We start from the raw sequence: 16,394 nt of genomic DNA, 5'->3' as shown, positions 1-16,394 counted from the left end.
AAAATCTTTCGTTTTATCCTCTACTTTTCTTTTTTAAATTCAAGTATAATGTAGAAAAGTCGGGAGGGTTTTTATGGATTATAATATATTAATTGTAGAAGATGAAATTGAAATCTGTGATGCGATTGAGATTTATTTAAAAACACAAAACTATCATGTTTTTAAAGCGCATAATGGTATTGAAGGATTAGACATTGTTGAAAAAGAAACTATTCATCTCGCTATTGTGGATATCATGATGCCAGTGATGGATGGCATTCAAATGACAATGAAAATGAGAGAAAAATATGATTTTCCTATTATTATGCTTTCAGCCAAATCAGAAGATATTGATAAAGTCACTGGACTAAACATTGGAGCAGATGATTATGTCACAAAGCCTTTTGTGCCAATTGAATTACTTGCCAGAGTCTCATCACAGCTTAGACGTTATCGCAAATATCTAGATGCAACTGCAAAGAAAACATCACAGAATGTCTATACTGTTGGTGGTTTAGAGCTTAATTTAGATACCAAAACAGTGAGTGTAGATAATCGTCAAATCAAGGTCACACCTATTGAATTTAAAATCTTACAATTACTCATGGAGTATCCTGGAAAAGTTTTTTCAGCTGAAAACATTTATGAAAGTGTCTGGAAAGAAGATGCTATTAACACGGATACAGTAATGGTTCATGTCCGTAATTTAAGAGAAAAAATAGAATTAGATCCAAAACATCCTCAATACTTAAAAGTTGTGTGGGGCGTTGGATATAAAATTGAAAAACAAGGCAGGGATTAACTATGAAAATCAAAAAACATATCGCAAGTATTATTATCTTGGTAACACTGATAATAACAAGTATAGGAACTTATTTATGTTATCCTTTTATAAATCAAGCTACTCAAAAATCTAGTTTTGAAAGCCGTGATATTTCGGATTATATGTCTTCTTATCTGATTGAATACAGTTATGCATCTGATTTTCTACTCAAGGAAAGTCAAGATCCATCTGCTTCCATTTATGATTATTATCAATCCTCACAAGATGAAACCAATGCAGATTATTATTATGACTTCCAGTCAGCTGTAGAAGATAAAGTGAATGAACTCCATCAAAAAGAAGATATTTTCTTCCATATCACTGATCATCAATCACAAAAACAATTCTCTAATACCAATGATCCCATTTCTCAAATCTCACAAAACAAGGATTTACAAGACAAATATCAATGGTATATGCAAATTGAATTTGATAACAAAGGTGTTCCAAAAGTTACCCATACAAATGATGAGCATATCAATATTTATTCTCTAGAATCTCTCTTCTCTTATAACACCACATTTTATGATGATTATAGTCAAGAAGATATCACGATTCGCTATCAACCTTTACAAAATATCACTATAACACTTGCAGTTAGTGATCAATTGCATATGACCAGTCAAATTGGTTCTTATCTGATGAATATATCACGTAGCCAATTATATCTCTACTCACTTCCATATATTTTCACTGCGATTGTGGTTTGTTGTATTGTCACATTATGTATTCCTATGAAATATCTTGAACAAAGTCGTTTCTTATCCTTTGTGATGCGTATTAAATTTGCCTTTCTGGCACTCATATGGGGAACACTGGCTATTATGATGTATGCTGGTACGGCAATTATGATTGCAGGTACTATCCAAGATCAGTTCCAATATATTTACCAGCAATTTGCGATTGAAGCTATTGGTCCCTATTTAACTCCAGCCATCAATATCGCTTATTACTTTATTTTCTATCTCCTCTTTATCATCTTAGCTTACTTTATTAAATATCTTTTCCATAAAGGAATCAAAAAATACTTTTGGGAAAATACATGTCTTGGATGGCTAATAACTCATGGCTATCAGATTATGAATAAAGTCATTGATTTTGATCTAGATGATCCTTTAAACAAAACTGTCTTAAAAATCGTTTTATTCAATCTCTTGATTATAGCAGGATGTTCAATATTCTTTGTCTTTGGTATATTCTTTGCAGTGATTTATTCTATTATTATCTTTATTTTAATAAGAAAGAAATTTCAAGATATTCAAAATGATTATCATACATTATTAAAAGCCACTCAACAATTATCTAATGGTCATTTTGATGTACAGATTAATCAAGATATTGGTATCTTCAATCCTTTAAAAGATGAATTTGTTCATATCAAGGATGGGTTTGAAAAAGCGGTGAAGGAAGAAGTCAAATCTCAAAGAATGAAAACGGAATTGATTTCTAATGTTTCTCATGATTTAAAAACACCATTAACTTCTATTATCACTTATGTAGATTTATTAAAGAATAACAATCTTAGCAGTGATGATCGTCAACATTATTTAGATATCTTAGAAAGAAATTCTTTAAGACTGAAAAATTTAATTGAAGATTTATTTGAAGTCAGCAAAGCCAATAGTGGAGATGTCAAATTAAATCTTGTGGATATAGATATCATTTCGCTTATTAAGCAATCTCAATTAGAGTGTCAGGATAATTTAGATGAGAAATCTTTATCCATGAAATGGAATTCATCCCAAGACAAGATGATGTGTCATTTAGATAGTTCTAAAACTTATCGTATTTTTGAAAATCTATTTATGAATATTAGTAAATATGCTTTACCACATACACGTGTTTATATTGATATTCATGATCATGATGACCATGTAGAAATTATCTTTAAAAATATATCTGAAGAAGAAATGACATTTAATGAAAATGAAATCGTAGAAAGATTTGTTCAGGGAGATAAATCAAGAAATACGCATGGTTCTGGTTTAGGACTAGCCATTGTCAAGAGCTTTACTGAAATACAAGGTGGGCAATTCAAAGTAGAGCTAGACGGTGATTTATTTAAGACTATTGTCATCTTCCCTAAGTGTTCATAAAACAAAGAAGTTTTCGATTTGAAAACTTCTTTTTATTTGCATATTCATTGACAAGATTCTCTCTACGCATTAAGATATCCAAAGAATAGAATGGGGAGGTTCATTCAATGAAAAAATTAATAAATGTTTCAATGATTTATATGATAGCAGCTCTTGTGGCGGGTGTTTTTTATAGAGAATTGACTAAATTCAATCAATTCACAGGAAAAACAACATTAAGTGTTACACATACGCATTTATTTATTTTGGGTGTCTTTGTTTTCTTGTTGTTGGCACTCTTTATTAAAAATGATAAAGATATATTAGAAAGCTCATTATTTAAGAAATTCTTCATTTTATATAACATAGCTTTACCATTTTTTATTATCATGTTGATGACAAGAGGAATTGTTCAAGTCTTGAATATTCAATTATCAACTGCAATGAATGCGATGATTTCTGGTATCGCTGGAATCTCACATATACTTTTAGCTATATCTTTTGTTTTATTCTTTATCATTCTACGAAAAAAATCTATTCAAGCCGAATAGATTTTTTTATGAAAACAATAAAGCAATCAAAATGAATGCAAAGATGATTTGTGATGTTCCTGTTAAACATCCATATAACATAGCTTTAGGTCCTTCTTTAATAAGATCAGCAAATTTAACACGCATCCCTATGGCTGCTAAAGCAATAATCTCAAATTGAGAACTTACCATTTTTGCTGATGTAGAAATGATGGCTGGTAAAATACCTGTACTATTGATAATACTAAAAATAAAGAATCCAATAACAAACCATGGAACTTTGGCTTTAACCTTAGCTGCTACTCCTTCCTTTTTAGCAAACAATGGCTGATTTTCATCAAGATTCATCTTGGCATATGTTAAAGCAACGACAACCACAAAAATGATTCTGACAATCTTAAAGATTGTCGCAAATTCCACAACCTCCTGATTCACAAGTGATGCTGATGCAATGACCTGTCCAATTGATTGCAGTGTTCCACCAATCATCGCTGAAGTCTGAAGTGTTTCATGATGATATAATAAGCTTGTTAAAATAGGTAAGACAACCATCAAAATTGTTCCCGTTACATTCACAATTGTAATTGAAATACCTTTATCTTTACTGTCAGCTTCCACAATTGGAGAAACTGTTCCAATGGCTGAAGATCCACAAACGGCATTTCCTGCACACATTAACAATGAAAATTTCTTTGTGAATTTTAATCTTCTTCCAATAAAATAACACATAGTGATAGTCAATATCATTTGTAAAGCAATAAAGGCAACACCTTGTATACCAATTCCCATAATATCTGTTAATTGTAATGTTAAACCTGTTAAAACAATAGAATATTCTAATAAACGACTTTCTGAAAATTTCGTTCCCACATTAAAAATATCTTTATTTAAAAATGTATTGCCTGCAAGCATTCCAATCCCAATCGCAAAAAGTGCAGCACCAATACTTGGAAAAAACTTCGCAATCTGCTGAGCTATAAGTCCAATAGCCAGACAAACTATAAATCCTGGTAATATATCTTTGATTTTATTCACTTTGTCATCTCCCCTTATCAACCAGGGTTATATTACCACAATTTTCATATAAATAAAAATTATGATATTTTATTTATTATAACAATATATTATAATGAAGATGAGGTGATTTCATGATAGATGACAAAATGAGAACATTTGTAGAAGTTGTTGAATGTCAAAACTATACTCAGGCAGCTAAAAATTTACATATTACTCAGCCTGCCGTTACACAACATATCAAAGCTCTGGAAGAACATTATCAACAAAAGTTTATTGATAGCACTCATAAATCTTTCCATCTCACCAAAATGGGTGAACTTTTATATCACTATGCCAAAACACAGATTCATAATGAAGATCTTTTTCAAAAACAGCTCCAAACAGCTTATCCACCTTTAACTATTGGCTCAACACTATCCATTGCCGATTATTATATTCCTCATATGATTGCGAAAAAATTCATTCAAACTTCTCGTCCATGTGAAATTGTTGTCGCTAATACGCATACTTTAATTCAAAAACTCATTAATGGTGAAGTTGAATGTGCTTTTGTAGAAGGACAGTTTGATACACAATTATTTGATTATCATTTATTAAAACAGGAAAGATTTATTGCTGTTGCAAGTATTCATCATCCTTTAGCTCATCAAAAAATAACATTTGAACAGCTTTTTGCATATCCATTACTCATTAGAGAAAAAGGTTCAGGAACAAGAGATATCCTAGAAAATTATTTACAACAGACAATCTATCCTCTTTCACGTTTTTCACATTTTATTGAAGTGGGTAGTTTATCTATGATAAAAACATTGCTTATGGACAGTCAGGCAGTTACTTTTTTATATGCTGGCGTTGTGAAAGAGGAAATACAAAATCAACAATTAATTGAATTACAGATTGAAAACTTTCATATTTCTCGTCCTATGCACTTCATTTATCTCAAATCACATATTCATAAAGATGAGTATCAGCAATTATTTCATATGATGACAGAATGAGAAAGGAGTTTTCTATGATTTATTTCCTTATTATCAATTGTATTGGCTTTATAATAATGAAAATAGATAAATCCAAAGCCAAGCATCACTTATATCGTATAAGTGAAAAAGCACTTTTTACAGTTGCCATTATCGGTGGCAGCTTAGGCGTATGGCTAGGGATGTATCTATTTCATCATAAAACTAAACATTGGTATTTTGTATGGGGTATTCCTATGATTGTCATCATACAGATGATAATCATATATAAACTGCATTTTCATCTATGATTGATTCACAATTTGAAAATCATCATAAGTTAAATCGAGAAATGGAATATTTGTATTTTGACATTGATAAAAGAGTGAACTTTCTTGAGATTGCATCAGATCTTCAACGCATCTTAAAAGAAGATTTTCAAAGACTTGGCGAGCAGGTGCTGAAATAGGATGATAAATATCTCTATATTCACCTTTGATTAACTGACTTGGCATGGCAATAAAATATCCATTTTCTTTTTCTATAATTTTAATATCATGTAAAGCAAGAACGCCTCCTATTGTTAAAGTAGCAGAGGCTTTTAAACTTCCACCATGATAAACCTTTGTTATTTTTATTGTATCTATCATATAATCTTTCCTTTCTGTATTTTCTTTTTATTCTTGATTTGTCTTGTTCTCTTGAATGGCATCACTGAGAATTTTTTGAACAACTTCACTTTTGGCATCAGCATAGTTCTGTACATATTTCCATGTTTTCTTTGCTAACTCTTTTTTTGTATTCTCATAAAGTTCTCTCGCATCATCGTGTAAGCGTAAATAATTTCTAAACAAGAGATACTTTCCAATTTCTTTTGACCCTTTTGAAAAAACATGTAAATGAATATCAGTATCTGGTCCTTTAAACATATGATGATTTTCAAAATTTGGTTCCCTCACTCTTAAAATATAACCTTGCCGACATAAATCATCCATATAATCTTCTTCTTTGCCTGCATCTTCAACAACAAGTAAAATATCAATAATAGGCTTAGCCATTAATCCTGGCACAGATGTTGAACCTATATGTTCAATCATCAAAGCTTTATCTTTTAATATTTTTAAAATTCTTTCCTTCTCTCTTTCAAATAAAGCAGGCCATTTTTCATCATATGGGTTTAATTGAATGGTCTGATTATGCTCAACATTACCATTGACAATCACTTTTTGAATATATTCATCGCTTAATTTCACCATATAACATCAACCTCCTTTCAACATATCAATGAACTTCTTATAAATCCTAATCATATTATACATGGATTCAAGCTAAATAAAAATAAGATTCAATCTCGAATCTTATTTTTAAAAACTCTAAATACTATCAAACTGTTGAACACCCCATGTATGAATCATATAATAAAGAATAATGTCTAATAGAACCATCACAATAATCACACTATACATATACATAGACACAGACATAAGATTGATCAACCATAATCCATAAACCATTGCGATAACAATCGCAACCCCCATTGAAATAAACATCGTTAAAACAACAGGTAAACTCTGTTTCACACAGACTGTTTCATTAACCCAGTCAAACTTAGGCTTCCATAAATTGAGTAATAATCCTAAGAAATCAATCAATAGTGTAAATAAGATAGGAACAACCAAGACAAGTAAGCTATCAATCATTCCAATACCTGTCACATAAATCAAAGCGACAGAAAGAATTAAACCACCGGGAATACATAAGAAAGCATGCATAGCTAATTTTGAATTTAAAATATCCTGTGTTGTTATAGGGAGTGATTTAATAATCCAGAAACGATCTCCTTCTAAAGAAATAGAGGATGCACTGATCATATTTAATGATGATACAGCAATAACCATTAAACATAACACTGGAGTCATATATTCTTGAATCTGAGGAATAGAAGCAATCATTTGAATTTCATCTTGATAAATCAAGACAGCTCCCGCAGCGATGATACAAAGAATAATACCCATTGCTCCATTCAACATCACCATCGCATTAGAAGTAAAATGTTTGATTTCTCTGATGACAAGAGCTTTAAACATTGTATTTTGTTTCATTGGTTTTGCTTTATAAATAACTTTTTTCATCTTAGGTTTTGAAGTTGCCATCTTTGTAAAGTTAACTGACAATAAGTAAATAACCAAAACAAATGGTAAAACGGCACATAACAAGTAAATCACAAAACTTATCACATTACCATCTGTCAATGCAATACTTAAATGATAAAGTGGGAAGACGGTACTCTCAATCGCTTGAGCAATCGTTTTTCCATTTTCAACAAGCCATACAAGATATGTCTGTAAAGAGTTCACAACATACATATATAAACCAAAGAAACCTACAAATAATACAATAGAAATAACCGTTTTGAAGCGATGAATTTTGACAAGCACATGAGCTAAAATCCAGCTAAATAAACAAGATAACGCTAAAACAAACAATGGCAGTGTCAAAACAACAATAATAAACATAAAGATTTCAATCATCGTCATACCGACATTAGTGATATAAACATAGAAAGCTGGTATCGCAATCAAAGACTCATAGACATAATTTAAAATCAAAATTGTAAACACACGACTCAATAAAATATCACTATTTTTAATAGGCATAGCCAACAACAATTCATTATCTTTAGCTTCATAAATTTCATGATGTGTTAAGAAAATACTTCCTATAAAGCAAAGCAAAATAATGAATAATGCCATTAAAGCAAAGTATAACCATTCAATCCCCATCATTGAAAATGGTTCAATCAAAGAATAAAACAACATCCCAAACATGCCAATAAAGACAACACCTACATAAGCAAACAATAAACCAAATAATATCAGCTTTCCAATACTGTTCCCTTTTTTCTTAGAACTTTTTGTTTGTCTTAATAAAATACCCTGCAATCTAATCTTAATGAGCGCCATTAACATTGTCATCATCCTCCAACTCTAAGAAAACATCTTCAAGTGATTCATCACCAATTACATCTTGAGTCTTTCCACTGACAATCAATTTTCCTTGTTTAATAATCGCAATACGATCACATAACTTTTCAGCCACTTCCAAAACATGTGTTGAAAAGAAAATGGCACCACCACGATCACAATGATCACGCATGATTTGTTTTAATAAATGTGATGCTTTTGGATCCAATCCAACAAAAGGTTCATCCATTAAAATTAATTGTGGTTGATGTATAAAAGCTGAAATAATCGCTAACTTTTGTTTCATCCCGTGTGAATAAGCACTAATAGGTTGAGCCAGATCACTTGTTAATTCAAATAAATCAGCATATTTTGATATACGTTCTTCTCTTTGTGTTTTTGATACCTGATAAACATCTGCCACAAAATTTAAATATTGAATTCCTGTGAGATATTCATACAAATCTGGATTATCTGGTATATAAGCCATGATTTGCTTACATTCTAAAGCATGACTTTTCATTGATTTTCCATTAATAATGATTTCCCCTTCATCAAAAGGCATAATACCAGCAACAGCTTTCAATGTTGTTGTTTTTCCTGCCCCATTATGACCAATAAAGCCATAAATATGTCCTCTTTCAATATGCAATGATAAATCATTAACAGCTTTATATTGATCATATTTCTTTGTTAAATGTTCAATCTTTAACATCTTATATATCCTCTCTTTCTATAAATAATTATTAAAATTATTTATATTATATATTTTATATCTTTAATATTTAATCGTCAATCTTTTGACTACATTTTCTAAATAAAAAATAAGAATACACATAAATAAATACAGTCATACCTATAATACCAATCATCAATATCAGATAAGTGTACGAAAAATGAATTAATGCACTTATACCATTTATTAATCCAATCATCACAAAACAATATCCACTAATTTTATGTGTCTTTTTCCAGACATATTCACTTGCTAGTGTCCATGGTGTTTTGATGCCAAAGAAATAATTTTGTGGAACTTTTGGCAAATAATTTCCCATTCCTATCAATAATAACGACATCATCAACCATATAAAAATCTCAATATCCCCCTGTGGATTAAAAATCATATATTCAAAAAAGATAGCCAAAATAATAAAGAAAACTGTTAATCCACACTGAAAAATACGATATGTTTTCTGTCTTTTTTCTAAATTCATTCTTTTAGGATCAATATGCTTTGTAAGTGACATGCCATAATAAACAAATATTGGTAAAAAAGCTAAAAGGAAAACCCAATAACGACTTCCATATCCATCAATCTCCCATTGTCCATTCCAATGTATAGGAACAACATGAGGCATCATAAAAATACCTGCACACAAAAGAATTGTGACTAACCATAAAATCCAATCAAAAGCTCTCACTTTCATTTTCATTCCCCCATATCAATAAAATTCATAAACCACTTCATTACTTCTTGAAAAACAGACATATCAATACTATAAACAATATTCTGCCCCTGTCTTTCATCAATGATCAAACCACTTGATTTCAAAATAGATAAATGATGTGATATAGATGGTTTCGTCATTTGAAAACAATCTGCAATTTCTCCAGCATTTAAAGGTCTATCCTGTAACAACTCTAAGATTCTTCTTCTCGTTGGATCACTTAACGCTTTAAATGCATCACCCATATCTCTCCCTCCTTTAATATTTAGATATTTATCTAAATATCTAAATATATTTTATCACTTTGCTTTCTATTGTCAAACAAAAGAAAAAAGAACTATACAAAATGTATAGTTCCATGTATTTGAAGCCTTATATTATTCAGCAACTTTTTGTTCTTTAATAACTTTAGCAATTGATGCGATTACGTCTTTTTCATCTTCACCTTCAGCTACGATTTCTACAGTAGCTTTAGTAGGAACACCTAAAGACATAACACCCATAATTGACTTCAAATTAACTTCTTTACCATTGTAACATAATTTGATATTGCTAGTAAATTTGCTAGCTTGGTTGACTAAGATAGTTGCAGGTCTAGCATGTAATCCAACTGGATCTGAAACTACAAAAGATAATTTTTCTGCCATCTTATTGACTCCTCCTTAATAATTTATAGTCTTATTATAACACATTTCAATTACTTTTCCATACATTTTCAAAAGTTTTTAATACGCTTTCATAATATTTTTTTGTCAAGTATTTTAACTCTTTTTTTCTATTCCAAAAAGCATTGATATAATGAATAAAACTTCATATAAAAAGGAGAATTGACTCAAAATTCTCCTAAAAAGTTTTTTGTGCTACAACCAAAAATTGATGTGTTGTCATTTCAAAATATGAATGATCTTTCATTTCTTTTAAGGCCTGTAAATAGAAAACCTGATATCTATTGACATTCGCAAAGTCTGGTGACACTTTTGTAAAATATTGATATAATGACTGAATACTATGAAAACGAATTGTTCCATAATCTTCAAATTTATCAACAATACGCATACCAATACTTTCTAAAGTCTGTGCACAGCTTTCAGCATCCCACTTTCCTTTCATTTGGAAAGGCATATATAAACGAACAAATTCTTTTAAATTCTCTGTTCCATGCTGATTGACAATGAAATATCCACCTTTTTTCAAAACTCTTTGGATTTCATTTTTATCATAATTACATTCCTGGCACATAATAATATCTATTTTTTCATCTTTAAAAGGCATTTTCCCAGTTGGTGTCAATGTTGTGACTTTGACTGATGAATCATCTTCAAACTGACTCTGTACTCTTTGTGTATCCGTATAAGGCTCAACAACAAACATCGCTTCCGTATCATCTTTAAATTGACTCGCAAACTTTCCTGAATCCACACTCATGACAGCCAAATGATCTTCAGGTGTCATATATTGTCTTAAAATCGAAGTTTCATCATAATTTTGAGGTGTTAATGTATAATCTTTTTCAAAATCAGTATTTGGCGTAAAATGTTGTAATTCATCTTGTAATAAATGCGCATCTTCAATTTGTCTACGACATCTTTTTTTACTATATATCAAAATAGCATATTGAACAACTGCATCAGCAACAATACCCATTGCTAAAAACAAGGCAAAGTAAATAAACCACTCTAGACTAAACAGTGGTGCTGGTGATGAAATCAAATAACAGATAAAGCAAAGAAAGACCATATATCCAACACGATTATAATTAAATGGTTTATCTAAAGATAAAAACCAGTTTATATTGTTCATCTTTTCCATTTTACTTTTTGTTATTTCAAAAAAGACGACCTGCATTAAAAATAACACTGCTATAAAAATTAATAATAATATCATTAAATATTCCATATAAACTCCTTATTCTATACTTTCTCCCTCAATTGTATAATAATGATATCCGTCTGAAAAATATCCCTCATTATGGAATGTTAAATCTCCTTCAATAGAAAACAATTCTTCCATATCATCATCTATACTATAGACATAACTTCTTCCATTTTTATTCAATAACAAATAATTTTCATCATTATATTCAATTAAAGGTGTTTCTGGTAAAGATGTATATTCAACAGGGAAAACTTCTTTTCCTGTTATATCAATAATACCATACATACCATTTTCATTATAAACCGCATAATATGAACTGCCTATGTACTCCATACGATAATATGCTTTTTCTGTCAATTTTTCACCTTTATCGTCGATTAATGAATAACCTTGATCATCAATTTTCACAATAGCTCTACCACAAGCATCAAATGGATTCGCTTCAAGATATGTTTGGTCAAACACCTGCTTATTGTCAAAATTATAATAGACATATCCTTTTTCTTGTACATAAACTGGATACATTTCAAAATTTAATTCCTGCACATTAGGATATAATTGACAATTTTCAAGTGTTCCTTTTGACTTTCCATCTTTATATATATAATGTGGTCCATAAACCTTTTCTTCACGTATTAAATATGTCTGTGTATCATAATAATAAGTATTAATTAAAGTTGGAACACCACCAATAGAATAAAGATATGTTTTATCATCAGAAGTTAAAATGATATTATCTTTATTATCAAAATAAGCATCTTCAATCGCAATGTTGTTTTGATAAACCTTTTGATTTTGAAAATCAATATATATCATACTTTTTAACTTCTCATCATTAATGATACATCCAGCATCATTTTGAAGTAAAAATGTATAAGTTCCTTTTTCTACTTCAAGATCAAAATCTTCATCTTCATTGCCAGTCACATAATAAAAGTGATTCTTATCTTTAAATCCAACAACCATAGATTTTCCATTTTGATATTGTGAAACATATGTCACAGCATCTTTTCCTCTATAAAGTTCTTCACCATTTTGATATAAAACAATATATTCTTTATCCTGATAAATCACTGGTAAACCAGTTTTCATAATACTTGTTTTGTCATTGGCCTGATACAAGATTTCGCCTTCACTATTTAAAACATAAAGATTATCTTTAACCAATTGATTTTGAGAAGTTTCTTCTTGTTTTTGATTATCTTGTTTTTGATCATCTTTTTTCTTTTCTTCTTTTTTAGTCGCAAAAAACATCTGATCTACACTTTCTAGCGTTTCATATTCACCCATTGGGATCATTTCATCACCATCCAATGAAATCAATCCCACTTGTTTTTGACTATTAGTGACAATATATCCTAAGTTCCCAACGCGTTCAAATGATTGGTATTGATATTCTGTTATTTGTTCACCTTCAGAATTATATAAAGCGCTTAATTCTTTATCATTTGTTAACATAAAGTAGTTTAGTTTTTGATTTTGACTACATCCCACCAATAATAAAAGTGTTATGAGCCCAACGAATATTTTTTTCATCGTTCAATCCTCCTTTAGTTGCCCCTAGTATACCATAAAATATACTTTTTAGCATTGTTTTTTCAAACAATCAGACTATAATAGAAAACAAGGGGTGATATGAAATGAATGAAACATTACAAACAATCGCAAAAAGAAAAAGTTGTCGCAGTTATCAAAATCAAATGATTAAAGAAGAAGAACTTCAAGCTATTTTAAAAGCTGGAATTCAAGCACCTAGTGCTATGAATAGACAATTATGTGAAATCTATGCCATTACCAATTTGGCTTATATTGATGAATTAACAAATGCTATTAAAAAAGTAAGTGAAGAACGTGGTGAAAAGAAACCTGATTCTTATCATTTTTCTTATCATGCTCCTGTCTTATGTATCGTCAGTGGTCCTGAATATGATTCAAGACGAGTAGAAGATGGAAGCTGTATATTAGAAAATATCTTTTTAGCCGCAGCAAGCTTAAATATCGGATCATGCTGGATTAATCAATTACGTGATACACAAAATGTTGATGAAGTGAGAAATGTCTTAAATAAACTTGGTATTCCTCCTAATCATCAAGTTGTTGGTTGTGCAGCTATTGGATACGTCAATCAAGAAGGTGCTACAAAAGAAAAGAAAGAAAGTCGAATTCATATCGTTAGATAATCATTGATCTTAAATAAAGAGGCTATAACGTATAACGTTTAGCCTCTTTATTTGGGTATATGTTTGTAATATTAAGATTAACCGATGTATAATGGTTGGTCATTACCAACGACTTCACCAGTTTTTGTTGTCGCAACATAATATACAGAAGAATCTTCTGGTTTATAATAAACCTCTAATGTATCAATAGTTGTCATTTTAACACCTTTTGATTTAACATCCTCTTTTACTAACTTCTCAATAGATGTTGTTTCAACATTTTTATTATGAAATTGTACTTGTAATTTAATTTTCACTGCGTCCCCTCCTTAATTCATATTATAAATGAAAGCGTTTTACATTTCAATAAATTACTTCATTTACCTCCAACAATATACCACTTTTTTAAGAAATACTCAAATTTTTATTGAATTTTTTATGATTTTCTCATATTTTTTATATCATATTCTCAAAAATATTATCAAATTTTTAATACAAAAAACATATTTTATCAATTTATCTAATCTTTAAAATAATCGGATTTATCATTTCTTTGATTGATAAATCTTGATCAATCCCTTTAACAATTTACCTTATCAGCCATGTTTTCAACTACTATATCACAATTTTTCTCTTTTATTTTACATGAAAAAAGATTCTTACTTGTCCATTCAAGTAAGAACCCTTTCATTATCCATTCATTTTTTTCGTATAAGCTTTTCTTCTTTCATTTTCAGTTAATAAACGTTTTCTTAAACGAATATTCTTTGGTGTCACTTCTACAAGTTCATCATCATTAATATAATCTAAACAAGCTTCTAGGTTGAAAACTCTTGGTTTCTTTAAAACAACAGTTGAATCTTTTGTAGAAGAACGTGTATTTGTTAATTGTTTTCCTTTTGTGACATTGACAACCAAATCATTATCACGGCTATGTTCACCCACAATCATACCTTCATAAACTTCTACACCTGGACCAACAAACATAACTCCACGATCTTCAACACCGCCAAGGGCATAAGCTGTTGTTTGTCCTGTATCAATAGAAACAAGAACTCCTAACTGTCTTTCTCCAACAGTATCTCCTTCCATTGGGCGATAATCTAAGAATGAATGATTGATAATTCCATATCCTTTTGTCATTGTTAAAAAGTTTGTCATGAATCCAATTAAACCACGTGATGGAATGATATAATGCACTTTTGTCATACCGTTATCAGATTCCATATTTTCTAATGTTCCACGTCTAAATCCTAAAGATTCAATAATACTTCCAATACATTCATCTGGTGCTTCAATAAAGACTTCTTCATAAGGTTCACATTTAACACCATCAATTTCTTTAATAATAACTTTTGGTTTAGAAACCTGTAATTCAAATCCTTCACGACGCATATTTTCAATTAAAATAGATAAATGTAATTCTCCACGTCCTGAAACAATCCATTCTTCAGCATTTGGCACTCTTTCAATCTTTAAAGAGACATCTCTATTTGTTTCTTTAAATAATCTTTCTTCTACTTTACTTGCTGTAACAAACTTACCTTCTTTACCTGCAAATGGTGAAGTATTTGTACCAAAAACCATTTGAATTGTTGGTTCATCAATACGTAATAATGGTAAAGGTTCTTCATGTCCCATTGTACAGACAGTTTCACCAACACCAATATCCGCAAGTCCCGCAATAGCAACAATGTCCCCAGCACTAGCTTCTTCAATTTCAATTCTATGTAATCCTAAAAAGCCAAATAATTTTTGAACTCTAAATTGTGTTTTTGTTCCATCTGCTCGTAAACAAACAACAGTTTCATTAACTTTAACTTTTCCTCTTTGAATACGTCCAATACCAATACGTCCTACATATTCATTATAGTCAAGTAAAGCAGGCTGGAACTGTAATCCACCTTCTTCATCTACTAATGGAGCTGGAATTTCATTGATAATCATATCAAATAAACAATCCATATTAGGAACCTGAGTTGCAATATCAGGATCTAAGCTTGATGTTCCCATTAAAGCTGAAACAAAGACAGTTGGGAAATCTAACTGATTATCATCAGCACCTAATTCCATAAATAATTCTAAAACTTCATCCATAACTTCATGAATACGAACAACTGGACGATCGACTTTATTAATCACGACAATTGGTTTCACTTTAGCTTCTAGAGCCTTCTTTAATACAAAACGTGTTTGTGGCATTGTTCCTTCATAAGCATCAACAACCAATAAAACACCATCAACCATATTCATGATACGTTCTACTTCACCACCAAAGTCAGCATGACCAGGTGTATCCATAATATTAATACGATAATCTTTATAATTAATAGCAGTATTTTTAGCTAAAATAGTAATTCCACGTTCTCTTTCAATGGCATTTGAATCCATTGCTCTTTCAGCAATCTGTTCATTATCCTTTAATGTTCCAGATAATTTTAATAACTGATCAACAAGAGTTGTTTTTCCATGGTCAACGTGAGCAATAATTGCTATATTTCTAATGTTATTCATGTTTTTCACTCCTCCTTTTTGCCTTTTTGATTATAACACAATTCATTGAAAAGAC

Annotated in this window: 18 protein-coding genes; 6 read left to right on the top strand and 12 right to left on the bottom strand. The window is 30.3% G+C overall.

Annotation, left to right across the window (positions count from 1 at the left end; all coding sequences use genetic code 11):
- Positions 1–73 precede the first annotated feature (73 nt).
- From ACESR5_RS02240 to ACESR5_RS02230, 3 genes are all read left to right on the top strand, one after another.
- A complete protein-coding gene (locus ACESR5_RS02240; RefSeq protein ID WP_087244864.1) occupies positions 74–781 on the top strand; it encodes a response regulator transcription factor in 708 nt (235 codons plus the stop codon).
- A gap of 2 nt (positions 782–783) precedes the next feature.
- A complete protein-coding gene (locus tag ACESR5_RS02235) occupies positions 784–2,898 on the top strand; it encodes a histidine kinase dimerization/phospho-acceptor domain-containing protein (protein ID WP_373154022.1) in 2,115 nt (704 codons plus the stop codon).
- 107 nt (positions 2,899–3,005) lie between these two features.
- Positions 3,006–3,428 (top strand): DUF2871 domain-containing protein, encoded by a 423-nt coding sequence (locus ACESR5_RS02230; RefSeq protein ID WP_087244862.1) that lies wholly within the window; start codon positions 3,006–3,008, stop codon positions 3,426–3,428.
- Positions 3,429–3,434: 6 nt separating this feature from the next.
- Here the strand turns inward: ACESR5_RS02230 and ACESR5_RS02225 are convergent, their stop codons facing one another.
- Positions 3,435–4,442 carry a YeiH family protein gene (locus tag ACESR5_RS02225; protein ID WP_373154019.1) on the bottom strand — a complete coding sequence of 336 codons (1,008 nt, stop codon included), beginning with the start codon at positions 4,440–4,442 and terminating at the stop codon, positions 3,435–3,437.
- Between the two features lie 113 nt (positions 4,443–4,555).
- Between ACESR5_RS02225 and ACESR5_RS02220 the strand changes: the two genes are divergently transcribed.
- Both ACESR5_RS02220 and ACESR5_RS02215 read left to right on the top strand, forming a co-directional pair.
- Positions 4,556–5,422 (top strand): LysR family transcriptional regulator, encoded by an 867-nt coding sequence (locus ACESR5_RS02220; RefSeq protein WP_191341521.1) that lies wholly within the window; start codon positions 4,556–4,558, stop codon positions 5,420–5,422.
- A 14-nt stretch (positions 5,423–5,436) separates the two neighbouring features.
- Positions 5,437–5,691, top strand: coding sequence for a DUF1294 domain-containing protein (locus tag ACESR5_RS02215; protein WP_087244859.1), 255 nt, complete (start codon positions 5,437–5,439; stop codon positions 5,689–5,691).
- Here ACESR5_RS02215 and ACESR5_RS02210 read toward each other — a convergent pair.
- The 9 genes from ACESR5_RS02210 to ACESR5_RS02170 all read right to left on the bottom strand — a co-directional run bounded on the left by ACESR5_RS02210 (position 5,686) and on the right by ACESR5_RS02170 (position 13,202).
- Entirely contained in the window at positions 5,686–6,030 is a 345-nt protein-coding gene (locus ACESR5_RS02210; protein WP_087244858.1) for a SpoVG family protein, read from the bottom strand. The genes ACESR5_RS02215 and ACESR5_RS02210 overlap by 6 nt on opposite strands.
- A 27-nt stretch (positions 6,031–6,057) precedes the next feature.
- Complete coding sequence (locus tag ACESR5_RS02205; RefSeq protein WP_373154016.1) at positions 6,058–6,636, bottom strand: GrpB family protein; 579 nt, start codon at positions 6,634–6,636, stop codon at positions 6,058–6,060.
- A gap of 117 nt (positions 6,637–6,753) precedes the next feature.
- Entirely contained in the window at positions 6,754–8,358 is a 1,605-nt protein-coding gene (locus tag ACESR5_RS02200; RefSeq protein WP_373154015.1) for a hypothetical protein, read from the bottom strand.
- Positions 8,330–9,058, bottom strand: coding sequence for an ABC transporter ATP-binding protein (locus tag ACESR5_RS02195; RefSeq protein ID WP_373154013.1), 729 nt, complete (start codon positions 9,056–9,058; stop codon positions 8,330–8,332). The genes ACESR5_RS02200 and ACESR5_RS02195 overlap by 29 nt, the downstream gene beginning before the upstream one ends.
- 70 nt (positions 9,059–9,128) lie before the next feature.
- The gene (locus tag ACESR5_RS02190; protein ID WP_373154011.1) at positions 9,129–9,770 is read right to left on the bottom strand and encodes an SdpI family protein; all 642 of its coding nucleotides are present in this window, start codon (positions 9,768–9,770) and stop codon (positions 9,129–9,131) included.
- A gap of 2 nt (positions 9,771–9,772) precedes the next feature.
- Complete coding sequence (locus tag ACESR5_RS02185; protein WP_087244852.1) at positions 9,773–10,036, bottom strand: autorepressor SdpR family transcription factor; 264 nt, start codon at positions 10,034–10,036, stop codon at positions 9,773–9,775.
- Between the two features lie 132 nt (positions 10,037–10,168).
- Positions 10,169–10,438: a phosphocarrier protein HPr gene (locus tag ACESR5_RS02180; RefSeq protein WP_087244851.1), complete on the bottom strand. Its 270-nt coding sequence runs from the start codon at positions 10,436–10,438 to the stop codon at positions 10,169–10,171.
- A gap of 196 nt (positions 10,439–10,634) precedes the next feature.
- The gene (locus tag ACESR5_RS02175; protein ID WP_373154009.1) at positions 10,635–11,687 is read right to left on the bottom strand and encodes a hypothetical protein; all 1,053 of its coding nucleotides are present in this window, start codon (positions 11,685–11,687) and stop codon (positions 10,635–10,637) included.
- Positions 11,688–11,696: 9 nt separating this feature from the next.
- Positions 11,697–13,202: a WG repeat-containing protein gene (locus tag ACESR5_RS02170; protein ID WP_373154007.1), complete on the bottom strand. Its 1,506-nt coding sequence runs from the start codon at positions 13,200–13,202 to the stop codon at positions 11,697–11,699.
- A gap of 104 nt (positions 13,203–13,306) precedes the next feature.
- Here ACESR5_RS02170 and ACESR5_RS02165 point away from each other — a divergent pair, with 104 nt between their 5' ends.
- Complete coding sequence (locus ACESR5_RS02165) at positions 13,307–13,846, top strand: nitroreductase family protein (protein ID WP_191341486.1); 540 nt, start codon at positions 13,307–13,309, stop codon at positions 13,844–13,846.
- Positions 13,847–13,923: 77 nt separating this feature from the next.
- Here ACESR5_RS02165 and ACESR5_RS02160 read toward each other — a convergent pair whose 3' ends face one another.
- The gene (locus tag ACESR5_RS02160; RefSeq protein ID WP_087244848.1) at positions 13,924–14,142 is read right to left on the bottom strand and encodes a DUF6465 family protein; all 219 of its coding nucleotides are present in this window, start codon (positions 14,140–14,142) and stop codon (positions 13,924–13,926) included.
- Between the two features lie 373 nt (positions 14,143–14,515).
- Positions 14,516–16,339, bottom strand: a complete 1,824-nt coding sequence (gene typA / locus ACESR5_RS02155; protein WP_087296876.1) for a translational GTPase TypA — start codon at positions 16,337–16,339, stop codon at positions 14,516–14,518.
- Between the last annotated feature and the right edge of the window lie 55 nt (positions 16,340–16,394).

The sequence above is a fragment of the Clostridium sp. AUH-JLR23 genome (genome assembly GCF_964238065.1).
Lineage (GTDB): Bacteria > Bacillota_I > Bacilli_A > Erysipelotrichales > Coprobacillaceae > Allocoprobacillus > Allocoprobacillus merdigallinarum.
Note: the sequence above shows the minus strand (reverse complement) of the source record. Positions and strands in the feature narration are given on the sequence as shown.